This window comes from Notoacmeibacter marinus, assembly GCF_002238045.1.
Lineage (GTDB): Bacteria > Pseudomonadota > Alphaproteobacteria > Rhizobiales > Rhizobiaceae > Notoacmeibacter > Notoacmeibacter marinus.
In genome coordinates this window covers 636,452-658,248 of record NZ_NBYO01000002.1, presented here as the reverse complement: position 1 = coordinate 658,248, position 21,797 = coordinate 636,452, and the positions used below count along the sequence as shown (strand labels likewise).

General features: G+C 63.0%; 18 protein-coding genes. 7 read left to right on the top strand and 11 right to left on the bottom strand.

From position 1 onward, the window contains the following. The 7 genes from urtC to paaG all read right to left on the bottom strand — a co-directional run bounded on the left by urtC (position 1) and on the right by paaG (position 7,758). Positions 1-1,173: an urea ABC transporter permease subunit UrtC gene (gene urtC / locus B7H23_RS11285; RefSeq protein WP_094077492.1), complete on the bottom strand. Its 1,173-nt coding sequence runs from the start codon at positions 1,171-1,173 to the stop codon at positions 1-3. Next, positions 1,170-2,798 (bottom strand): urea ABC transporter permease subunit UrtB, encoded by a 1,629-nt coding sequence (urtB, locus tag B7H23_RS11280; RefSeq protein ID WP_094077491.1) that lies wholly within the window; start codon positions 2,796-2,798, stop codon positions 1,170-1,172. The genes urtC and urtB overlap by 4 nt, the downstream gene beginning before the upstream one ends. 118 nt (positions 2,799-2,916) lie before the next feature. Continuing rightward, positions 2,917-4,248, bottom strand: coding sequence for an urea ABC transporter substrate-binding protein (gene urtA / locus B7H23_RS11275; protein WP_173861902.1), 1,332 nt, complete (start codon positions 4,246-4,248; stop codon positions 2,917-2,919). Between the two features lie 262 nt (positions 4,249-4,510). Beyond that, positions 4,511-5,152 carry a TetR/AcrR family transcriptional regulator gene (locus B7H23_RS11270; protein WP_094077490.1) on the bottom strand — a complete coding sequence of 214 codons (642 nt, stop codon included), beginning with the start codon at positions 5,150-5,152 and terminating at the stop codon, positions 4,511-4,513. A gap of 28 nt (positions 5,153-5,180) precedes the next feature. Continuing rightward, complete coding sequence (gene paaK / locus B7H23_RS11265; RefSeq protein WP_094077489.1) at positions 5,181-6,491, bottom strand: phenylacetate--CoA ligase PaaK; 1,311 nt, start codon at positions 6,489-6,491, stop codon at positions 5,181-5,183. Then, positions 6,488-6,910 carry a hydroxyphenylacetyl-CoA thioesterase PaaI gene (paaI, locus tag B7H23_RS11260; RefSeq protein ID WP_240535095.1) on the bottom strand — a complete coding sequence of 141 codons (423 nt, stop codon included), beginning with the start codon at positions 6,908-6,910 and terminating at the stop codon, positions 6,488-6,490. The genes paaK and paaI overlap by 4 nt, the downstream gene beginning before the upstream one ends. 47 nt (positions 6,911-6,957) lie before the next feature. Further along, on the bottom strand, positions 6,958-7,758 hold the full coding sequence (gene paaG / locus B7H23_RS11255) for a 2-(1,2-epoxy-1,2-dihydrophenyl)acetyl-CoA isomerase PaaG (protein ID WP_094077487.1): 801 nt from the start codon (positions 7,756-7,758) through the stop codon (positions 6,958-6,960). Between the two features lie 169 nt (positions 7,759-7,927). Here paaG and paaZ point away from each other — a divergent pair, with 169 nt between their 5' ends. Beyond that, positions 7,928-9,961, top strand: coding sequence for a phenylacetic acid degradation bifunctional protein PaaZ (paaZ, locus tag B7H23_RS11250; RefSeq protein ID WP_094077486.1), 2,034 nt, complete (start codon positions 7,928-7,930; stop codon positions 9,959-9,961). Between the two features lie 97 nt (positions 9,962-10,058). Continuing rightward, on the top strand, positions 10,059-11,162 hold the full coding sequence (locus tag B7H23_RS11245; RefSeq protein WP_094077485.1) for a siroheme synthase: 1,104 nt from the start codon (positions 10,059-10,061) through the stop codon (positions 11,160-11,162). Here B7H23_RS11245 and B7H23_RS11240 read toward each other — a convergent pair. Genes B7H23_RS11240 through queC form a run of 3 tightly spaced genes read right to left on the bottom strand, consistent with a single transcriptional unit; the run spans position 11,159 to position 13,050 of the window. Next, positions 11,159-11,692 (bottom strand): 6-carboxytetrahydropterin synthase, encoded by a 534-nt coding sequence (locus B7H23_RS11240; protein WP_094077484.1) that lies wholly within the window; start codon positions 11,690-11,692, stop codon positions 11,159-11,161. The genes B7H23_RS11245 and B7H23_RS11240 overlap by 4 nt on opposite strands. A gap of 9 nt (positions 11,693-11,701) precedes the next feature. Then, a complete protein-coding gene (gene queE / locus B7H23_RS11235; protein ID WP_094077483.1) occupies positions 11,702-12,346 on the bottom strand; it encodes a 7-carboxy-7-deazaguanine synthase in 645 nt (214 codons plus the stop codon). Continuing rightward, positions 12,343-13,050, bottom strand: a complete 708-nt coding sequence (queC, locus tag B7H23_RS11230) for a 7-cyano-7-deazaguanine synthase QueC (protein ID WP_094077482.1) — start codon at positions 13,048-13,050, stop codon at positions 12,343-12,345. The genes queE and queC overlap by 4 nt, the downstream gene beginning before the upstream one ends. 182 nt (positions 13,051-13,232) lie before the next feature. On the opposite strand from queC, the gene B7H23_RS11225 reads away from it, so the two are divergent. From B7H23_RS11225 to B7H23_RS11215, 3 genes are all read left to right on the top strand, one after another. Then, positions 13,233-14,306, top strand: coding sequence for a zinc-binding metallopeptidase family protein (locus B7H23_RS11225; protein WP_094077752.1), 1,074 nt, complete (start codon positions 13,233-13,235; stop codon positions 14,304-14,306). Between the two features lie 132 nt (positions 14,307-14,438). Beyond that, entirely contained in the window at positions 14,439-15,662 is a 1,224-nt protein-coding gene (locus B7H23_RS11220) for an efflux RND transporter periplasmic adaptor subunit (protein ID WP_094077481.1), read from the top strand. A 32-nt stretch (positions 15,663-15,694) separates the two neighbouring features. After that, positions 15,695-18,820 carry an efflux RND transporter permease subunit gene (locus B7H23_RS11215; RefSeq protein WP_094077751.1) on the top strand — a complete coding sequence of 1,042 codons (3,126 nt, stop codon included), beginning with the start codon at positions 15,695-15,697 and terminating at the stop codon, positions 18,818-18,820. Here the strand turns inward: B7H23_RS11215 and B7H23_RS11210 are convergent. Then, positions 18,817-19,890, bottom strand: coding sequence for an NAD(P)H-dependent flavin oxidoreductase (locus B7H23_RS11210; RefSeq protein ID WP_094077480.1), 1,074 nt, complete (start codon positions 19,888-19,890; stop codon positions 18,817-18,819). The genes B7H23_RS11215 and B7H23_RS11210 overlap by 4 nt on opposite strands. Before the next feature lie 208 nt (positions 19,891-20,098). Between B7H23_RS11210 and cobU the strand changes: the two genes are divergently transcribed. Together cobU and nadA are read left to right on the top strand one after the other, a co-directional pair. Then, positions 20,099-20,617 (top strand): bifunctional adenosylcobinamide kinase/adenosylcobinamide-phosphate guanylyltransferase, encoded by a 519-nt coding sequence (gene cobU, locus B7H23_RS11205; protein ID WP_094077479.1) that lies wholly within the window; start codon positions 20,099-20,101, stop codon positions 20,615-20,617. Between the two features lie 124 nt (positions 20,618-20,741). Then, a complete protein-coding gene (nadA, locus tag B7H23_RS11200; RefSeq protein ID WP_094077750.1) occupies positions 20,742-21,791 on the top strand; it encodes a quinolinate synthase NadA in 1,050 nt (349 codons plus the stop codon). Positions 21,792-21,797: the final 6 nt, after the last annotated feature.

The window sequence follows — 21,797 nt, the reverse complement described above, 5'->3', positions numbered from 1 at the left end:
TCATTCCGCCGCCTCCGGTTGGGGTCCGGTCAGAGGTGCGTCTTCGCCCCGTTCGCGGCGCTTGCCGTCGCGCATCCGGCGCAGTCCGTCCCAGCCATCGATGGCGGTGCCGACAATGCCTTTCGGCAGGAACAGCGTGACCGCGACGAAGAGGCCGCCAAGGGCGAACAGCCAGAATTCCGGCGCAAAGCCAGTCAGCCAGCTCTTTCCGGCATTGACGAGGATCGCGCCGATGATCGGCCCGATAATGGTTCCGCGCCCCCCGACAGCCGTCCAGACGACGATTTCGATGGAATTGGCGGGGGCAAATTCACCCGGATTGATAATGCCTACCTGCGGCACGTATAGCGCGCCGGCAATGCCGGCCATCACGGCTGCGGCGACGAAGGCGAAGAGCTTCACATATTCCGGCCGGTAGCCGATGAAGCGCGTCCGGGCCTCGGCGTCTCGCACGGCGATCATCAGCTTGCCGTAGCGGCTGGCCCCGAGCGCGGAAACGAACAGGACACCTAGCGCCAGCGCCGCCGCAGACGCGAAGAAGAGCGCGGCGCGCGTTTCACCGGCCTGGACGGAATAGCCCAGAATGTCCTTGAAGTCGGTCAGGCCGTTATTGCCGCCGAACCCCATATTGTTGCGGAAGAAGGCGAGCATCAGCGCATAGGTCATCGCCTGGGTGATGATCGACAGATACACGCCGGTGACGCGGCTGCGGAAGGCGAACCAGCCGAAGATGAAGGCCAGCAGGCCCGGCACGACCATCACCATCAGGGCGGCGAACCAGAACCGGTCGAAACCGTACCAGAACCAGGGCAGTTCCTGCCAGTTCAGGAACACCATGAAATCCGGCAGGACGGGATCGCCATAGACGCCGCGCGGGCCGATCTGGCGCATCAGATACATGCCCATCGCATAGCCGCCGAGCGCAAAGAAGGCGCCATGGCCAAGCGACAGGATGCCGACATAGCCCCAGACCAGATCGAGGCTCAGCGCCAGCAGTGCATAGCAGAGATATTTGCCGAACAGCGCGACGATATAGGTCGGCACATGCAGGGGGTGAGTGACGGGCAGCAGCAGGTTGAGCGCGGGCACCGCGATGCCGATGGCGAGAATCACCGCGAGCGACAGGACGATCCAGCGGTTCAACCCGCGGCGCAGGAGATGGCCGACAATCATGCCTCCACCGCCCGGCCCTTGAGCGCGAATAGGCCGCGCGGGCGCTTTTGGATAAAGAGGATGATGAAGACGAGCACAAGGATCTTGCCGAGAACCGCGCCGGCGAAGGGCTCCAGAAATTTGTTGGCGATGCCGAGGCTGAATGCGCCGATCAGCGTGCCCCACAAATTGCCGACCCCGCCGAACACCACCACCATGAAGCTGTCGATGATGTACCCTTGGCCGAGATTGGGCGAAACATTGTCGATCTGGCTGAGCGCGACGCCTGCAATGCCGGCAATGCCGGAGCCGAGCGCGAAGGTGAGCGCATCGACCCAGGGCGTGCGGATGCCCATCGCGGCCGCCATGCGGCGGTTCTGCGTGACGGCGCGCATCTTCAGGCCGAGCGAGGTGCGGTTCATGGCGTAGAGCAGGACGGCGAAGACGACGAGGGCGAAGACGACGATCCAGAGGCGGTTCCAGGTGATCGACAGTTCGCCGAGCTGAAACGCGCCGCTCATGTAGGAGGGGTTGGAGACTTCCCGGTTGGTGGGGCCGAAAATGGTCCGGACGGTCTGCTGCAGGATCAGGCTGATGCCCCAGGTGGCCAGAAGCGTTTCCAGCGGGCGGCCATAGAGTAAGCGGATAACACCGCGCTCCATGGCGAAACCGACCGAGCCGGCGACGAGGAAGGCGAGCGGCAGCGCAATGGGTAGCGACCAGTCGAGCATCCCTGGAAAGCTGGTCCGCATGATTTCCTGGACCATGAAGGTGGTGTAGGCGCCGAGCATCACCATCTCGCCATGGGCCATGTTGATGACGCCCATGACGCCGAAGGTGATGGCAAGACCGATGGCCGCCAGAAGCAGGACCGAACCGAGCGACAGGCCGTACCAGACGTTCTGGCCGAGGCTCCAATATTGCAGACGTTTTTGAACCGATGCGATAGCCGCCTCGGTCGCATCGCGCATTTCCGCGCCAGCCGCGTTTCGGGCACGCACCAGCAGGCTGAGCGCTTCCTGACCGCCCATTTCGCGTATCGTTTCGATAGCCGCCACCTTGTCGGGCACCGCTGCGTCGGAGAGAAGAATCGCCGCTGCCCGCGCCTGTTCGAGCGCCGTTCGGACGTCGTCGTCGCCTTCCCGCTCGAGCGCGGTGGCGATAACGTCCAGACTGTCGGGATCCGGATTGTCAATCATCGTGCGAACGGCTGAAAGTCGGATATCGGGGTCTTTCGCGCCGAGCGTCAACGCGCCGATGGCGTCGCGGACGGTCCGCCGGACCGAATTGTTGACGCGCACTTTTTTGAGTTCGCTCTTGGCGATGGTCCCGACCTGCTCGCTGGTGACCGGATCGATCAGGTTCCGTTCCTTTCCGCGGCCTGAGACAATGAAGACGGCGCCATCGCCTTCGCGGCGATAAACGTCGCCCTCGGCCAGCGCGTCGAGAACGCGCGCGCCGCGAGGGTCGCCAGTCTCGACCACCACATCAATCGCCTGACGGAGTTTGGAATAACCTTTCTCGGCGCCGAGGCCCGAAATGGCCTGCCGAAGGGCGGAATCGTCCTCCTGGGCGCCAGCCGGCAGAGCCAGCAATGCCGTAAAGACAAGCAGAAAAATCGCAATAATCGTTCGAATGAAAACCATGCTTCGCCATTTCAGGTGAAGAAAAAGGCCGGCAGGACCAGATGGGAGGAAATCCGTTATCCCGCCGGCAACAATGGGGATCCGGGACCGCAAAACGATTCCGGATCCGATTATGGGCCTAGTTGGAGGTGGCCTCTTCTTCAGCCGGTTCGGCCATGGCGGTCTCGCCAAGGCACTTTTCGGCTTCGGTGTCGTAATTGCCGCATTTCAGATCGACCCAGTCGGCCTTCAGCTTCTTGCTTTCGGGCAGGAAGTCGGACCATGCGTCGCCCGGCACCAGCTCCTCGGTTTCGGAGACGACTTCGAACTGGCCATCCTCCTGGATTTCGCCGATCAGAACCGGTTTGGTGATGTGGTGGTTCGGCAGCATGGTGGAGGTGCCGCCGGTCAGGTTCGGCACTTCGGTGCCGGGAAGGGCGGCGATCACGGCTTCGGGATCGGTTGTGCCTGCCTTTTCGACCGCCTTCACCCACATGTTGAAACCGATATAGTGGGCCTCCATCGGGTCGTTCGTGACGCGATCTTCGTCACCGGTGAAGGCGTGCCACTGCTCGATGAATTTGGCGTTATCTTCGTTCTCGACGCTCTGGAAATAGTTCCACGCGGCCAGATGGCCGACGAGCGGGCCGGTATCGATGCCGGCCAGTTCCTCCTCGCCGACAGAGAAGGCGACGACCGGAATGTCCTCGGCCTTGATGCCCTGATTGGCCAATTCCTTGTAGAACGGCACATTGGCGTCGCCATTGACGGTGGAGACCACGGCCGTCTTCTTGCCCGCCGAGCCGAACTCCTTGATGCGGGCGACTTCCGTCTGCCAGTCGGAGAAGCCGAAGGGGGTGTAGTTGACGATGATGTCTTCGGGCGCGACGCCCTTGTCGAGAAGGTACTGCTCGAGGATCTTGTTGGTCGTGCGCGGATAGACGTAATCGGTGCCTTCCAGCACCCAGCGCTCCACGCCTTCCTCTTCCATCAGATAATCGACAGCGGGAATGGCCTGCTGGTTCGGCGCTGCGCCGGTGTAGAAGACATTCTTTTCGCTCTCCTCGCCCTCATATTGCACCGGGTAGAAGAGGATATTGTTGAGTTCGGCGAAGACCGGCAGCACGGATTTGCGCGACACGGACGTCCAGCAGCCGAAGACGGCGGCGACCTTGTCCTGCTCGATCAACTGGCGCGCCTTTTCGGCGAAGAGCGGCCAGTCGGATGCCGGATCGACCACGACGGCTTCGAGTTTCTTGCCGAGCAGGCCGCCCTTTTCGTTCTGTTGCTCGATGAGCATCAGCATGGCGTCTTTCAGCGTCGTCTCGGATATGGCCATCGTGCCGGAGAGCGAATGCAGAATGCCGACCTTGATCGTCTCATCCTGGGCGTGCGCACTGGTCATGGCGGTCGTGGCCGTCAGGGTCGCGCCGAGCGCGATAAAGCCAAACTTGCGGGCAATTCGGTTCATGTTTCGGAATTCCTCTGGAATCGGTTTGCACGAAAGATCCGTTGCATGTGCCGTGCCAGTTCGCTGCGATGCAGCGAACGGCGGGAGGAGTCCGTTTCCTAACAAGGTGTGAATGGACGTCGATCGCAATGTCGGAGGGCGGGCCATCTGGCGGTTGCGCTCAGAATGCTGCCCAGTTCCCAGTCCGATTGATTAAATAATAATCAGTGCCTTCAAATTGGTCGCGATTGGTAGGCGCTGGTCGGCGAATGGCTGGATCGGCTCAATCGGGCCTGGAATCATTGGCGGCGGCAACGGTGTTCTGCTGGCCGTCGATCGCATCGTTCAGACCGCCGATAAAAAGGTCGGCAACCATCTCGGCATAGGACTGACGAGTGATACCGCCGCCGCGTTTCCACAGATAGAACCAGTTGAGCATGCCGAACAGGCTCATCGTCATCGGTCGCAGCAGGCTGGGTTCCCTGTCGAAGCGATCGGGCGCCAAGGCGGCGACGACTTCCTCCATCCTATCGACGATTTGCCGCTGCAACTGGCGAAGGCGCTTCTGATCCTCTACCGGCAGGCGCGAAAGCGCGTTCAGCTGCAACTTATGCTCGGAATCGGCCTCGTGATAATTCTCCAATATGGAGGCCGTGGCTGCGCGCAGCCGTGATTTCGGCTCCAGATCGGAGGGCACCTCGCCAAGGGCGACCAGAAGCGCGTCCAGATGGTCGCCGATCACATCGGAGAGCAGAACTTCCTTGGATGGATAATAGTGATAGATCAGCGCCTTGCTGACCCCGCATGCGGTGGCGAGATCGCGCATGGATGTCGCGTCATAGCCGTGTTCGGCAAAGACCGACGCCGCTGTGCGCAGGATCGCACGACGTTTCTCTTCGTGATCGGCGGCCTTCGCCCGTGCCATCTAACCTCTCCTCGTATCGGAGATATATTCAGTCTTTCTCGCGCCTGTCGACAATTCGCGCAGCCTTTCCTTCGCTGCGCGCCACGCTGCCCATATCGGAGACGCGAACGGCGCAGCTGATCCCGATCACGTTCTTGATGCGCGAGCGCAGCGCATGGCCCAGCGCATCGCGTTCGTCCTCGCTGCTGTCCGCGCGGGCGATCTCGGCCTGCACGGCCATCGAATCCATGCGCCCGTCATTGGTCAGTTCGATCTGGAAATGCGGGGCAAGGCCTTCGACCGCCAGCAACTGCTCCTCGATCTGGGTGGGGAAGACATTGACGCCGCGCAGAATGATCATGTCGTCGGAGCGGCCGGTCACCTTTTCCATGCGGCGCATGGAGCGCGCCGTTCCAGGCAGCAACCGCGTCAGGTCGCGCGTGCGGTAGCGGACGATCGGGAAGGCTTCCTTGGTGAGCGAGGTGAAGACCAGTTCGCCCTCCTCACCGTCCGGTAGCACCTCGCCCGTCTCCGGATCGATGATCTCCGGGTAGAAGTGATCCTCCCAGATATGCAGACCGTCCTTGGTCTCGACGCACTCATTGGCAACGCCGGGTCCGATCACTTCCGACAGGCCGTAAATGTCGACCGCGTGAATGTCGAAGGCGTCCTCGATCTGCTTGCGCATCGCGTCGGTCCATGGCTCGGCGCCGAAGATGCCGACTTCGAGCGAACAGCTTCGCGGGTCGATGCCGCGCTTATGATATTCGTCCAGAATGTTCAGCATGTAGGACGGTGTGACGAGGATCGTGGTCGGCTGGAAGTCCTCGATCAGCGTGACCTGCCGGTTGGTCATTCCGCCGGAGATGGGCACGACCGTGCAGCCGAGCTTCTCCGCGCCGTAATGGGCGCCGAGGCCGCCGGTGAACAGGCCATAGCCATAGGCGACATGAACGATATCGCCGCTTTTCGTGCCGGACGCGCGAAGCGAACGCGCCACCACCTCCGCCCACATATCGATGTCGTTCTTCGTATAACCGACGACGGTGGGCTTGCCGGTCGTGCCGGACGAGGCGTGGATGCGGTTCACCTTTTCGCGCGGCACGGCGAACATGCCGAAGGGGTAATTGTCGCGCAGGTCGGCTTTGGTGGTGAAGGGAAATTTCGCCAGATCCGACAGATCGGTCAGATCGTCAGGGTGAATGCCGGCCTCGTCGAAGGCGGCCTTGTAGTGCGGCACGTTCTCATAGGCGTGCGCGAGCGACCATTTGAGCCGCTTCAACTGCAGGGCGGCGATCTCATCGCGCGAGGCGATTTCGATGGGGTCCAGTGTCGACCGGTCCGGCGTCAAATCTCTCATGGGGCAGTCCTCTCTCCCTTGCGTCCGGCTTCTTCCTCCTCGAAGAGCTGGCCGCCAATGGTCCGCGAATGTCCTCTGAAATGTGCGATCACGGCTCCGTCATTCCGCCGGACCGTGACATCGGTGATGCCGGATCGTCCCGTCCGGCTGATTTCTCTAGCTTCGGCGATCAGCCGGTCGCCGACACGGCCCGGTGCGACATAGGTGATCGAATTGTGCTGGGCGACGGTCGCGGCATTGTGGCTGTTGCAGGCAAAGGCAAAAGCGCTGTCGGCCAGCGCGAAGATCATGCCGCCATGGCAGATGCCGTGCCCATTGGCGTGGTGGCTGTCGATGGTCCAGGCCAGCGTCGCCTCGCCCGGGCCTACGCTCTCGATCGTGAACCCGAAATGCTGGCTGGCGCGGTCGTCCGCCCACATGGCCTCAGCGCTTCGCCGCGCGCGTTCTTCCGGCGTGATAGCGCTGGTCACGAAGGCTTTCCCGTGAATTTGGCCGGGCGCTTTTCCATGAAGGCCAGCACGCCCTCGGCATAATCGGACGAGCGACCGCATTCGCCCTGCAATTGCGCTTCCAGTTCGAGCTGCTCGGAGAAACTGTTGGTCGCGGCGGCCTGAATGGCGAGCTTGGTCTTGCCGAGACCGAAGGTCGGTCCGTCCGCCAATTGCCGTCCCAGTTCCGTCGCTTCCTCCATAAGCCGCTCGTCATCCACAGCCTTCCAGATCATGCCCCAAGATTCCGCCTGTTCTGCGGGCACCGGCACGGCGGTCATGGCGACCGCCTTGGCGCGCGCTTCGCCGATGAGGCGCGCCAGCGACCAGGAGCCGCCTGCGTCGGGGACTAGGCCGAGCTTGGCGAACGCCTGAATGAATTTGGCGCTTCTGGCCGCCAGAACGATGTCGCAGGCAAGCGCGATATTGGCGCCGGCGCCGGCGGCGACGCCGTTGACCGCGCAGATGACCGGCTTTTCCAGCGTGCGAATCAGGGTGAGGGTGGGGGCATAGAGATCGCGCAGCGTCGCCGAGAGATCCGGCGGTCCATCCATTTTGCGCGGGTCGCGATCGCCGAGGTCCTGCCCGGCGCAGAAGGCCCGTCCGGCGCCTGTCAACAGAACCGCGCGGATTGCGTCGTTTCGTGTCGCCTCTTCCAGCGCCTCACGTAGAGCGGCGTGCTGAGCCTCGTTGAAGCTGTTCAGCTTGTCCGGGCGATTGAGCGTCACAGTGAAAAGCCCGCCGTCCAAAGACGTCAGAACACTGGCTTCGTCGGCCATTCGGAACCTCCTCCCTGTTCCAGAACCTGTCGACACGATCCTATAGCGGCGCCGGTTCGATAATCCAGACTTGAATAAACCGACCGGGCGGTCAATAGTAATATCGAATAATTCGCGGCGGATCGGAAAAGAAGTCATGCCCGGTGCCGTGCCTTAAGGGAGGACGATCATGACGATGATGGAACTACGCAGCTTTGCGGCCGGCAAATGGGTGGATGCAGGCGATTCGGCGCGCGACATTCACAGCGCGGTGACCGGCGCGCTGATCGGTCGCGCCGGCGGTTCGCTGGATTTCGCGGCCATGCTCGATCACGGACGCGGCACCGGCAGCCCCGCGCTTCGCGCCATGACGTTCCATCAACGGGCGGCCGCCCTGAAGGCTTTGGCCCTCTATCTCTCCGAACGCAAGGATCGGCTGTATGAATTGTCGTTGCACGCCGGCTCGACGCGCGGCGATGCGATGATCGATGTCGATGGTGGGATCGGCACGCTGTTCGCGCTCGCATCGAAAGCCCGTCGGACGCTGCCGGACGATGTCGTGATGGCCGATGGCGATCTGGAGATCCTGTCGCGTGACGGCAGCTTCCTGGGGCATCACATCTATACGCCGCGGCAGGGCGTCGCCGTTCATATCAATGCGTTCAACTTTCCCGTCTGGGGCATGCTGGAAAAGCTCGGCCCGACCCTTCTCGGCGGCATGAGCGCCATCGTGAAACCGGCGACGGCCACCGCCTACATCACCGAGGCCTGCTTCCAGATGATGGTTAAGAGCGGCGCCTTTCCCGAAGGCTCGTTCCAGCTCATCACCGGCGGCACGGGCGATCTGCTGGACCGGCTCGGCCCGTCCGATTTCGTCTCCTTCACCGGCTCCGCCGACACCGCGCTGATGCTGCGGTCGAACAAGAACCTGATGGCGCGGTCCGTGCCCTTCATCGCCGAGCAGGACAGCCTCAACGCCTCGGTTCTCGGACCGGACGTTACCGCCGATGCGCCGGAATTCGCTCTCTTCGTCAAGGAGGTCGTTCGCGAGATGACCGCCAAGGCCGGGCAGAAATGCACGGCGATCCGCCGCATCATCGCGCCGCAGACCATGGTGGATGCGGTGATCGAGGCGGTTTCGGCGAAGCTGGCCAAGACGACCATCGGCGATCCGGCCGTCGAAGGGGTGCGGATGGGCGCGCTGGCCTCGGCGAGCCAGAAGAAAGATGTGCTGGAGAAGGCCGCGATCATCGGCTCCGAGGCGGAGCGCGTCTTCGGCACGGACACGCCGGAGCTTCAGGGCGAGGGCGTCGAGGATGGTGCCTTCGTCTCGCCCATGCTGTTTCACTGCGCCGATCCCGATGCGGCGGTGAAGGTGCACGAAACCGAGGCGTTCGGCCCGGTTTCCACCATCATGCCTTATCGCGATCTCGATCATGCCGTCGGCTTGATGAATCGCGGGCAGGGCAGCCTCGTCGCCTCTCTCATCACCCATGATCCGCGGGTGGCGCGGACCGTCGCGGTGGGCGCGGCGGCTTGGCATGGCCGCATCTACATCAACGATCGCGATTCCATGAAAAGCGCGACGGGCCATGGCTCGCCCCTGCCGCTTCTCGTCCATGGCGGGCCAGGCCGCGCCGGCGGCGGCGAGGAGCTTGGCGGCATGCGCGGCGTGAAGCACTACATGCAGCGGACGGCCATTCAGGGCAGCCCCGACATGATCGCGGCGATTATCGGCCAGTATGTGCCGGGTGCGGCAAAGACCGAGGCGACGGCGCACCCCTTCACCAAGACGTTCGACGATCTTCGGATCGGCGAGAGCATCACGGCGGGGCCGCGCACCATCACCCGGGAAGATGTGGAGCATTTCGCCGAATTTACCGGCGATAATTTCTACGCGCACATGGACGAGGAAGCGGCGAAGGCCAGTCCGTTCTTCGACGGGCGGGTGGCGCATGGCTATCTGCTGCTGGCCTTCGCCGCCGGCCTCTTCGTCCAGCCCGATCCCGGCCCGACGCTCGCCAATACCGGGCTGTCGGGGCTGCGTTTCACCAAGCCGGTCTATTTCGGGGAAGCGATCTCTGTCAGTCTGACGGTCAAGGAGAAGCGGCCGACCGGTAAGGATTATGGCGAGGTCCTCTGGGATGTCGCCATCACCGATGGCGAAGGCGAGCAGGTGGCGGGCTACACGCTCCATACGATGAACGCGTTGAACGCCACCTAAGGCCAGTCGCCGTGAGGCGCCGCGCGTCGCGGCCGTGGTGGCGTTCGTCTGCTGGGATCGCTAGGTAGGGATTTCGATCATCCTTGCGGGACCGGCCATGAGCGCGACGGACAAACGAGCCACGAAAGGCGGCGGGACACGGAAGAGCGCCGCCCGGCAAAGTTCGGGCCGGATCGAGGCGCTCGCTGTTCTGCCCGTCTTCATGAAGCTGCGCGGCCGCCGCGTCGTGGTGACCGGCGGCGATGCGCCCTCGGCCTGGAAAGCGGAGCTGGCCAGCGCGGCGGGGGCCCGTGTCACCGTTTTCGCCGAGACGATGAGCGAAGAGATGGAAGCGCTCGCCGCCCGGCCGGCGCGAGACGGGTTCGGGTCGGTCGAGCTGATGCGACGGCCGTGGAGCCTTGCGGACGTGTCGAATGCGGCGCTGCTGATCGGCGACGCGGCAACCGATGGCGAAGCCTGGGCACTGAAATGCGCCGGTCAGGCCGCCGGCGTGCCGGTCAACGTCATCGACAAACCGCAATGGTGCGAGTTCCAGTTCTCCACCATCGTCAACCGTTCGCCGGTGGTCATCGCCATTTCGACCGATGGCGCGGCGCCGATTGTCGGCCAGGCCGTCCGCCAGCGCGTCGAGGCGGTGCTCGGCCCGGCACTCGGCGCCTGGGCGAAACTGGCGCAGCGGATACGGCCGCTGGTCAATAAGCGGCTGGCAATGGGGCCGGAGCGGCGGGCCTTCTGGCAGAGCTTCGCCAAGCGGGTTTTCAGCGCGCCACCGCCCGTAGGGGTCGAAACCGATCTGGCCGACGCCATCGAGGCGATCCGCAGCGAGAAGCCGGCCGCGAAGATCCTGCTGATTGGTGCCGGGCCGCTTTCGGGATTGCAGACGGATGGCCTTACGCTGGGAGCGATCGCTGCGCTGCAATCCGCTGACCGCATACTCCACAGCGCCGAGATGCCGGCAGCGGTGCTGGAACTGGCGCGTCGCGAAGCGGAGCGTGACGCCCTATCATCCGCCGATCCAGAGTACCTCGTCGCTGCCGTGGCGCAATGGGCGGACGAGGGCGAAGCGGTCGCGGTGCTCCTGCCGGGCGATCCGGGCGGGCAATGGCCAGAACTGGTTGAAGCGTTGTCCGATTATGCGGACGAGAATGGGCTGTTGCTCGAGACGCCGCCCGCGATTGCCGATACCGAGGCGCGCGGCTAGGTCGCCGGCCATTCCGCTGCGCAGTTCGGCGTTTCCCAAACGACGACCTTTGCAAGGCGCGCGCGGCCTTCGCTGCGCTCGGCGATACGCGGCGCCAGCCGTTCGAACCAGTGCCGCGCAAGGTTCTCCGCCGTCGGCGGCGCGCCGATAACGTAGAGCTTCGTGCCGAGCGTCGTTTTGGTGGTCGCCGCAAAGCCGTCCTTTTCGACACTCTCCCGAAGTGCGTGGATAAAGTTCTCGACGGACACGCCGCCTGGCGCGAACATGGCGAGGCACTCGGAATCGGCGATCTCCGCGATGAAACCGTGATCGCAGGGCGCGTCGATCTCACCCATCATCTCGTCTTTCAGGAAGCTGAAATCGAGCACCATGCCGGCCTGCTCGCCGTCATGCGCGAGATGTTCCGCCTCGCACACAGCCTCGATCGTATAACGATGGCCGTGCAGATTGCGGCACTTGCTGCCATGGAGGCGAATGCGGTGGCCGGCGTCGATGCCGATGCGGCGGGCGATGCGGTAGGCGTTCGTCATCGAAGCTCCTTAGGCGATGCCGATGATCTTGTGGGTTTGCAGCGAGAGCCGCCATTTGGGCCTCGCCATCGCCGTTTCGACGCAAAGGCGCGTATTGGCCGCGACATACGGGCCATCCATCGGCTGAAGATAGAAGCGGTCGAAGGCGAGCGGCTCGAACTGTTCCAGCGCAAAGGGTGGTTGCGGCCAGACCAGCTTGAGTTCATGGCCAGCTTTCTGCACCAGTTCGCTACCGGCCTTGGGGCTGACGCAGATCCAGTCGATGCCGGCGGGCGCTTCGATGGTCCCGTTCGTTTCGACGGCGATCTCGAAACCGGCGGCGTGGAGCGCTGCGATCAATGGCGGATCGAGTTGCAGCAGCGGCTCGCCGCCGGTGCAGACGATGTAGGGCTGTCCGTTCTCGCCCGCCGCCGTCTCGTCCCACATCTGCCGGGCGCGGGCGGCCAGTTTGTCGGCGCTGGCGAAGCGTCCGCCACCGGGCCCGTCCATGCCGACGAAATCGGTGTCGCAGAACTGGCAGACCGCCTTATGCCGGTCCTGTTCGCGGCCGCTCCACAGATTGCAACCGGCAAAACGGCAGAACAGCGAGGCGCGTCCCGCCTGTGCGCCTTCGCCCTGCAAGGTGTAGAACATTTCCTTGACGGCGTAGCTCATCGCGAATCTGCCCGAAACTCGCGCCACCCATTGGCCCGCAATTCGCAGGCCGGGCAGTCGCCGCAGCCATAGCCCCATTCGTGGCGCTGGTCGCGTTCGCCGCGATAGCAGCTATGGCTGTTCTCGACGACGAGATCGAGAAACGCTTCGCCGCCCAGCTCCTCCGCCAGCGCAAAGGTCTGGCCCTTATCAAGCCACATCAGCGGCGTGTGGATGACCGAGCGCATGTCCATGCCGAGATTGAGCGTCACCTGCAGCGCTTTCAGCGTATCGTCCCGGCAGTCGGGGTAGCCGGAATAGTCCGTTTCGCACATGCCGCCGATCAGATGGCGGATGCCGCGCCGCCAGGCGATCGTCGCCGCATAGGTGAAGAAGAGAAGATTGCGGCCCGGCACGAAAGTGTTGGGCAGGCCCTGCTGGCCGGTCTCGAACGCGACCTCCTCTGTCATCGCCGTCTGCGAAAGGACGGCCAGTTCCTTCATCGGCACCATATGGTCGTCGCCGAGGCGTTTGGCCCATTGCGGAAAATCGCTTGCAATACGGCCCAGAATGGTCTGGCGGCATTCCAGTTCGACCGAATGGCGCTGGCCATAATCGAAGCCGACGGTCTCCACGCGCGCGAACCGGTCGAGCGCCCAGGCCAGGCAGGTGGTCGAATCCTGCCCACCGGAAAACAGCACGAGTGCGGAAGTGTCGGATTGCATGGTTCTACGTGCCCTGGTTCAACGTTGATGGCCGACGGGAAAGCGAGGCGTTCTAGTCCCGAATAACGGTTTTCGAAAGAGGCGATGTCCGCACCATCTTTTTTCACTGCCCTGGCAACCCTTATAGACCTGCGCCGTTTCAGGTGCGAATGGCTGCGGCCGCAAATATTCCGGACATTGAAATGAAACGGTTTTACTGCTCGTCCTGCGACGAGGAAGTTTATTTCGACAATCACTCCTGTGGTCACTGCCAGCGTCGTCTCGGCTTCGATCCGGCGACCACGCAGATGATCGCCATAGAAGAGGCCGGCGATCATGTCTTCGCCGCTGTCGGCGCCGCCACCGGCCAGTATCGGCTTTGTCGGAACCATTCGACAGCGGCCTGCAACTGGCTGATCGATGCATCGAGCGATCATGAACGGTGTACCTGTTGCCGGCACAATCGCACGATCCCCAATCTCAGCGTGGAGGGCAACCAGGTGCTCTGGTCCGCGCTGGAAAGCGGCAAGCGCGCATTGTTCTATTCGATCATGCGCTGGGGTCTGCCGCATCCGAACGCCCAATCCGATGCCAAAGAGCCGTTGATCTTCGATTTTCTGTCGGATGAGACGCTGCCGGACGGTACGGTCAACCGTGTTCTGACCGGCCACGACGAGGGCCTCATCACCATCAATATCGCGGAAGGCGACGATGCGGTGCGCGAAGCGAACCGCAAGGCGATGGGCGAGCCCTACCGCACGCTGATCGGCCATTTTCGCCATGAGGTCGGCCATTATTATTGGGATATTCTCGTCCGCGATGGCGGCCGGCTGGACGCCTTCCGGGAACTTTTTGGCGATGAGCGGGCGGATTACGGGCAAGCACTCCAGAAACACTACGAGGACGGCCCCCCGGCGGACTGGTCCGATCACTACATCTCGTCCTACGCCACAGCCCATCCGTGGGAGGATTTCGCCGAGACCTGGGCGCATTACCTTCATATGACCGATACCATCGAAACGGCGCGGTCCTACGGCATTATCGCCGCTGCGACGAAGGCCATTTCCGGCCAGAACGCCGCGCTGGACGATGTACGGGAGGGGTACGATGCAAAAAGCGTGGCGGCTCTCTGCGAAGCCTGGGTGCCGGTTACAATCGCTGCCAACGCCATCAACCGCTCGATGGGGCAGCCCGATCTCTATCCCTTCGTGTTGAACCGATCCGTCATGACGAAGCTCGGCTTCATGCATGATCTGATCCACGATGCGGCGCACTGACCAAATTTCTGCACCAAAGCTCGGGGTTCGGTTGTGATCGCCTCGACTTTCTGGCCGAATATTAACACAAAAACCGAAGGTTCTCCCCTATATTGGCTTGAGATGTAATAGAAAAACCATTCGGCCAAGCTCTTGCGATTTACCGGTTTCCTGAAACAGTTTCTGGCCTGCCTTGTCGTCGTGGCCATCGCGTTCGCCTTCTGGGTCCGGCTCGACCCGAATGCGCGCGATGTTCTGAACGAGAACGGACTTGACGTTTTGGCAGCCCTTGCGCCGGAAGCTGCCGATGAAGCCTCCGCCAGGGGGCAAGGCGGCGGCGCCGGCGGGCCTGGACGACGCGGCGGGTTCGGCAACCCACTCGTGACTGTCGCCGAGGTGGCCGAAGCGGCAATGGACCGGCAGTTCACAACCATCGGTACGGGACTGTCCCTGCGCTCGGTCACGCTTCGTCCGAACGAAGCGGGGCAGGTCGAATCCATCGCGGCGACGAGCGGCGCGACGGTCGAGGCCGGCGACCTGATCGTGCAGTTGCAGGACGATGCGCAGGGTCTGGCCGTGGAGCGAGCGCAGCTTGCCGTCGACCAGGCGCGGGAAAAGGTCGAGCGCTATGCGCGGCTCAGCAATCGCGGGACGATCTCGAATGTCGAGACCGACGATGCGGAGTCGGACCTCGCAACGGCGGAAGTCACATTGCGGGAAGCGCAATTCGCACTCTCGCAGAGGCGGATCGACGCGCCGATCGGCGGTACGGTGGGTATCGTCGAAGTCGATCTTGGAGAGATGCTCACGACAAGCACCGATATTGTGCGCATCGAGGACTACTCCTCCTTGCTGGTGACGTTCTACGTGCCTGAAAGGCTGGCGGCGGTCATGGCCATCGGCGCCGATTTCACGGCAAGCACCGAGGCGGTGCCCGGCGCCACATTCGACGGTGCGATCACCAGTATCGACAACCGTCTCGACGAAGCCAGCCGCACATTGCGCGTTCGCGGCGAAATCCCGAACGAGAACAATGTTCTTCGGCCGGGCATGAGTTTCCAGATCCAATTCGAACTGGAGGGCAGCCGCTATCTGGCCGTGCCGCCGCTCGCTGTCCAGTGGAGCAATGACGGCGCTTATGTCTGGACCCTCGGAGAAGACGGGACGGTTGCCAAAACGGCCATATCCGTCATTCAGCGCAATGCCGATCTCGTGCTGGTGGAAAGTGCCGAACTTTCGGCTGGCGCCGTGGTCGTCGAGGAGGGCGTGGCGAGCCTTCGCGAAGGCGGCGGCGTCCGCATCGCCGAGACGAGCGCTGCGGGCGAGTCCACTGCCTCCATCCGATCGGCGGGCGACAATGGGCGCGAAGAGCGGTGAGCGACGCGGCTCGAAGCGAAGAAGACCCCGCGCTGCCGCGCCCCTCGCCGGGGCAGATCGCGACGAGCGGCACGTCGCTCTTCATCCGCCGGCCGGTCTTCGCACTCGTCATCAGTCTGTTGATCATCGTGGCCGGACTGGCGGGCATTTATGGCGGTGAAATCCGCGAACTTCCCGATGTCGACCGGCCCATCGTCAGTATCAGCACCAGCTGGAGCGGAGCGGCGCCCGAAGCGGTCGACCGCGAAGTCACGGCGATCATCGAAGCTGCCGCCGCGCGGGTGTCCGGCCTGGAAACGGTCTCGTCATCGTCGTCCCAAGGCAATAGCCGCGTCACTGCGGAGTTCAGTTCCTCCACCGATATTTCGGTAGCTGCGGCCGATCTGCGCGATGCGGTCGCCCGGTCCGTCAACCAGTTGCCGGACGATGCCGACGAACCCCAGATCGTCAAGGCCGATTCCGATTCCCAGCCGGTGATGCGGATCGCTGTCACGTCGGACAATCTCGACGTCGCCGATCTGACCGTACTCATCGAAGACGAGATCATCGACCGACTGAACGCCGTGGCGGGGGTCGCCGATGTCGATATCTATGGCGAGCGGGAAAAAGTCTTTCTCGTCGATCTCAACCCGGATGCGCTTGCCGCGCGGGGCCTGTCGCCGGGCGATCTGACGAGCGCCTTCACATCGCTATCCTTCGACGTGCCGGCCGGTTCGCTGACCAGCGGGGGGCAGGACCTCGTCGTTCGCGCGCAAAGCGACGTCACGACGGCAGCCGATTTCGAGGCTATCGTTCTTGCCGACCGCGTCCGGCTCGGCGATATCGCAAGCGTGACGCTCGGCCCCGATATCGAAGGAGCCAATCTGCGCGCCAACGGCCAGACCGGTGTCGGCATGGGCATTATCCGCCAGGCCTCGTCCAATACTCTGGCGATCTCGGACGGCGTGCGCGCAGCTGTCGATGATATTCGGCCGCGGCTTCCCCAGGGGGTCTCGATCCAGGTGACGAGCGACGACGCCACCTTCGTTCGCGGGGCGATCACGGAAGTGCGCAATTCGCTGCTGATCGCGGTCGGCGTCGTGATCGTCGTCATCTTTCTGTTCCTGCTGGACTGGCGGGCGACCCTCATTCCCGTCGTGACCATTCCGGTCGCGCTGATCGGCACGTTCGCGGCGATCTGGCTCTCCGGCTTCTCCATCAATATTCTGACGCTGCTGGCGCTCGTCCTGGCGACGGGCATGGTGGTAGACGACGCCATCGTGGTGCTGGAAAATATAGTCCGAAAACGCAATGCCGGCTTCGGTCCACGCGCCGCCGCCGTTCTGGGCGTTCGGGAAGTCTTCTTCGCGGTGGTGGCCACGACGGCGACGCTGATCGCCGTCTTCGTGCCCGTGTCCTTTCTTCCGGGGCAGGCCGGCAGCCTGTTCGGCGAGTTCGGCTTCGTGCTGGCCTTCGCTGTCACGCTCTCCAGTCTCGTCGCGCTGACGCTCTGCCCGATGCTCGCCTCGCGTCTGCTGAAGGCCCGAACCGAGGGAGACGAGCGAAAACCCTCGATCTTCACGCGCTTCGGAACGCTTCTCGAACGCATTTATCGCAGGACATTGCGTGTCGCGCTTGCACTGCCCTTCGCCATTGTCATCGCGATGATCGCTTTTGCCGGTTCGGCGTGGATCGCCTTCCAGAATGTCGAACGCGAATTGCTGCCGCGCGAGGACCGCTCCGTGGCGCTGCTTTCGGTCAGCGTCGCATCGGGCGTCACGCCTGAATATACCGATGCGAAGCTGCAGGAGATCGAAGCGCTTCTGGAGCCGCTTCGCGAAAGCAGCGAAGTGCAGAACATCTTCTCCTTTTCCGGCTATCGCAGCAGCGGTGGCGGTTTCGTCGTGCTTACGCTGGCCCCATGGAACGAGCGGGAGCGTAGCCAGAACGACATTGTCGGCGAGATCAACGCCGCAGTCGGCAAGGTTGCCGGCGTGCGCGCCTTCGCCATACAGCCGAACTCGTTGGGCATTCGCGGCGCGGGACAGGGTCTGCGCGTCGCGCTGGTCGGCCCGAGCTACCGCGTGCTGGGCGAAACCGCCGAGCAGCTTGTTGATACGCTGAAAGCCGATCCGCGCTTCTCGAATGCGAGGCAGGACTATTCGGCCTCCACGCCGCAACTGTCCGTCGCGATCGATCGGGACCGCGCCTCCGATCTCGGCATCGACTTCTCCGGCCTCTCCACGGCCCTGCAAGCCATGCTCGATGGCCGTGAGGTCGGCAGTGTCTTCATCGCCGACCGCGCCTTTCCGGTCAAACTCGTTTCGACTGGTCAGCCCATCGACGATCCGACCGATCTGGAGAACGTTTATCTGAAAGCCAATGGCGGGCGCATGGTGCCGCTTTCGTCCATCGCCACGCTGACGGAAACCTCGGCGGCGTCCTCGCTGGGTCGCGAAGAGCAGCAGCGCGCCGTCACGGTGACGGTCTCGCCCAATGGGCTGGCGCTTGCCGCGGCGCTCGAAGAGTTGAGCGTCCTCGCAGAGCCTATCCTGCCGGAGGGCGTCAATATGATTCCGCTGTCGGAGGCTGCGGTTCTGGACAAATCGACGACCGATCTACTGGTGACGTTCGGCATCGCCATTCTCGTCGTGCTTTTCGTGCTCGCCGCGCAGTTCGAGAGCTTCCTGTCGGCGCTGATCATCATGGCCACCGTGCCGATTGGCCTAGCCTGCGCGATATGGGCGATGGCGCTGCTCGGTATCAGCTTCAACGTCTATAGCCAGATCGGGCTCGTGCTTCTGGTCGGCATCATGGCCAAGAACGGCATTCTCGTTGTCGAATTCGCCAATCAGCTTCGCAATGCCGGACGAAGCGTTCGCGAGGCGGCGGAAGAAGCGGCGATCCTGCGGCTGCGGCCCATCATGATGACGATGATCTCGACGATCTTCGGCGCGACGCCGCTGATCCTGTCGAGCGGCGCGGGCGCGGAAGCCCGCAACGCTCTCGGCTATGTGATCGTTGGCGGACTCGGCCTCTCCGCCATCGCAACGCTTTTTCTGACGCCTGTCGTCTATCTTCTGATCGCACGTTTCTCGACCCCGTCGGCCGAGGAAGCGGCTCGTCTGCAAGGTGAACTGACCCGCGCCGAAAAACTGGCGCCGGAGGAAGTGGTCTAAGCGCCGGACTTCATGGCCGCACGCCATTCGGCGACCAATGTCTCGACCAGCCGGGCGGCGGGTATGGAATGGCTTTTCGCATGGCCGGTACCAGCCCAGAACGCGCCGTAATCGTGGCAGTCATGCGCGCTGGCGACGCCGTGAAGCGCCTTGCCGACGCTGTAGGCGCGCGGATAGGCGGGGATGGCGCTCACGCCGGCCTTTTCGCCGATTTCGGTCAGGCGATTGGCGAATCCCCGTGCCGGACGGCCCGAGATCGCCCGCGTCATAACCGTTTCACGGTCGGGGTCGGCCAGCCATTCTCGCTGCGCGGCAGACGCCGAACTTTCCAGGCAGCCGACAAAGGCTGTTCCGAGCTGACACGCGCTGGCGCCTGCACTGAGAAAGCGAAAAATATCCGCGCCATTCATGATGCCCCCGGCGGCGACCACCGGCAGTTCGCTCGCGGAAAGGCACGCTGCAAGCAGGCGATCGGTCGGCAGTTTTTCGTCATTGGCGGACGGATCGAACACGCCGCGATGGCCACCGGCCTGCCAGCCCTGTGCGACGATGAAATCGAGCCCCGCCTTTTCGATAAAGCGCGCTTCGTCTGCATTTGTCGCGGTAGCGCCGAGACCGATGCCGGCCTCTTTCAGCGCGGCAATGTGGTTCTGATCCGGCAGGCCGAAATGGAACGTCAGCGCTGCCGGCCGCGTGTGCAGCATCAGCGTCTGCATTTCGAGGTCGTCCTGATAGGGCGTGTAAGGGGTGGTGAGATGCGCAGGGGCGGGCGCATCGAAGCGGGCAAATTCGTCTTTGAGCCGCGCCAGCCATTCCTGCTCGACATTTTCGTCGGAAGGTTCCTCCCGATGGCAGAACACATTGAGGATGAAGGGCTCCGCGGTTAGCGACCGGAGGTCGCGGATTGCGTTTGCGGCGGTGCCTGCATTCATCGCGCCGAGGCCGAGCGACCCGATTGCGCCGGCATTGCAAACCGCCGCCGCCAGGTCCGGCGTGGAAATACCGGCCATGGGCGCTTGAATGATTGGCTGCCGGCCTTCGAGAAGAGAAGAAAAACTGTCGTCATGCATGGTCGTGAACTCGCCTGCTGCGTTCTTTTCATGGTTCGTCGCGAGGGGGCGTTACGACATCACGGGAAGGGATAGCAGGCAGAGGTGCCCGCGAACAGGTCTGGCCAGCCGAGACATTGACGGATGATTTCGCTTCCGAAAAGGCTGTGGGGGTGCGTAGGATGGCGCACCGGACAGTCTGTTCGTTGCGAAGGAGAAGGAAAGACGATTGACCGATGGACCGACCATTCTGGTTCTCGGCGGTGCGCGATCCGGCAAGAGCCGCCATGCCGAAGCCATCGTGTCGGCGCTTCCGCCGCCTTGGCTGTATGTCGCGACAGCACAGAGTTTCGACGCGGAAATGGAAGAGCGCATCGCTATCCATCGCGCGCGGCGCAGCAGCGATTGGCAGACGGTCGAAGCACCGATCGATCTGTCGGCGACGCTGAAATCGCTGCCAGGGGACCGGCCCGTCCTGATCGACTGTCTGACCGTCTGGCTCAGCAATCTCGTTCTGGGCGAGCATGATGTCGAACGCGCGACCGATGCGCTTGAAGACGCGCTCCAGCGCCGCGATGCCGCGACTGTTCTGGTGTCGAGCGAAGTTGGCCTGTCCATCGTGCCGGACAATGCGCTCGCCCGCCGTTTTCGCGATGCGCAGGGCGTTCTGAACCAGAGGATCGCCGAGATCGCGGACAGGGTGGTTCTCGTGGCGGCGGGCCTTCCGCTGGTCCTGAAGCCGCAATAGGCCAGCATCTTGAAATCGTGGCGAAGTTTGCCGCGCCGGGCGTCTCGGTGACGGAAAAAGAATGGCTTTTGCCGCCGCTCTTGCCTACATGAACGTCCGTCCCTTCTTCCAACTGGAGATCGCGATGACCGATATGGCTGCCATGCAGGCCGAGCTTGCCAATCACTATGACCTGACGCCCTCCATGGCGCGGGCCAAAGAGATGGGCGAGATCTATGGACGCATGGACCGCGTGGTGCCGGAGGCCGATTTTGCGCTTCACGCCCCCTATATCGAAGCGATCAACCGCCTGAAGAGAGAGCGGAACGCCGTTATTCTGGCGCATAATTACATGACGCCGGACATCTATCACGGTGTGGCCGATTTCGTTGGCGACAGTCTTCAGCTGGCCATCGAGGCGACGCGGGTGGAAGAAGATGTCATCGTCCAGTGCGGCGTGCATTTCATGGCCGAGACGTCGAAGATTCTGAACCCGGACAAGACGGTGCTGATCCCGGATATGGGGGCGGGCTGCTCGCTGGCCGAAAGCATCACGGCGGAAGGGATCGAGGAGATGCGCGCAAAATATCCCGGCGCGCCGGTCGTCTCCTATGTGAACACCACCGCCGAGGTGAAAGCCGCGTCCGATATCTGCTGCACCTCCTCCAACGCGCTCTCCATCGTCGAGAGCATGGAAAGCGATACGGTCATCATGACGCCGGACCAGTTCCTGGCGCAGAATGTCGCGGCGCAGTCGACCAAGAATGTCGTCTACTGGCCAGGAAGCTGCATCGTCCACGAGCTTTATACGGCGGACGATATGAAGAGCTATCGGGAAGGCGATCCGGAACTGAAGATCATCGCCCATCCGGAATGCCCGCCGGATGTGGTGGCCGAAGCCGATTTCACCGGTTCGACATCGGGCATCATCGGCTGGGTGCGCGAGAACAAGCCGAAAAAGGCGATGCTGGTGACGGAATGCTCCATGGCGTCGAACATCTCCGACAGCCTGCCGGAGGTCGAGTTCGCCAAGCCGTGCAATATGTGCCCCTATATGAAGAAGATCACGCTGGAGAAGATCCTCTGGAGCCTGCACACCATGAGCCCGGAGGTTCATGTCGATCCGCAGATCGCCGAAAGGGCCCGGCAGAGCGTGCAGAAGATGATCGACCTTTCCTCTTCGCTCAAGAACTGACGGGCG

Bases quoted from the DNA above. Each gene is read 5' to 3' on its own strand.
- B7H23_RS11270 (WP_094077490.1), bottom strand. From the start codon at position 5,152: ATGGCACGGGCGAAGGCCGCCGATCACGAAGAGAAACGTCGTGCGATC.
- paaZ (WP_094077486.1), top strand. From the start codon at position 7,928: ATGACGATGATGGAACTACGCAGCTTTGCGGCCGGCAAATGGGTGGAT.
- queE (WP_094077483.1), bottom strand. From the start codon at position 12,346: ATGAGCTACGCCGTCAAGGAAATGTTCTACACCTTGCAGGGCGAAGGC.
- urtB (WP_094077491.1), bottom strand. From the start codon at position 2,798: ATGGTTTTCATTCGAACGATTATTGCGATTTTTCTGCTTGTCTTTACG.
- B7H23_RS11245 (WP_094077485.1), top strand. From the start codon at position 10,059: ATGAGCGCGACGGACAAACGAGCCACGAAAGGCGGCGGGACACGGAAG.
- B7H23_RS11225 (WP_094077752.1), top strand. From the start codon at position 13,233: ATGAAACGGTTTTACTGCTCGTCCTGCGACGAGGAAGTTTATTTCGAC.
- queC (WP_094077482.1), bottom strand. From the start codon at position 13,050: ATGCAATCCGACACTTCCGCACTCGTGCTGTTTTCCGGTGGGCAGGAT.
- paaI (WP_240535095.1), bottom strand. From the start codon at position 6,910: ATGTGGGCGGACGACCGCGCCAGCCAGCATTTCGGGTTCACGATCGAG.
- urtC (WP_094077492.1), bottom strand. From the start codon at position 1,173: ATGATTGTCGGCCATCTCCTGCGCCGCGGGTTGAACCGCTGGATCGTC.
- nadA (WP_094077750.1), top strand. From the start codon at position 20,742: ATGACCGATATGGCTGCCATGCAGGCCGAGCTTGCCAATCACTATGAC.
- paaK (WP_094077489.1), bottom strand. From the start codon at position 6,491: ATGAGAGATTTGACGCCGGACCGGTCGACACTGGACCCCATCGAAATC.
- B7H23_RS11210 (WP_094077480.1), bottom strand. From the start codon at position 19,890: ATGCATGACGACAGTTTTTCTTCTCTTCTCGAAGGCCGGCAGCCAATC.
- B7H23_RS11240 (WP_094077484.1), bottom strand. From the start codon at position 11,692: ATGACGAACGCCTACCGCATCGCCCGCCGCATCGGCATCGACGCCGGC.
- urtA (WP_173861902.1), bottom strand. From the start codon at position 4,248: ATGAACCGAATTGCCCGCAAGTTTGGCTTTATCGCGCTCGGCGCGACC.
- paaG (WP_094077487.1), bottom strand. From the start codon at position 7,758: ATGGCCGACGAAGCCAGTGTTCTGACGTCTTTGGACGGCGGGCTTTTC.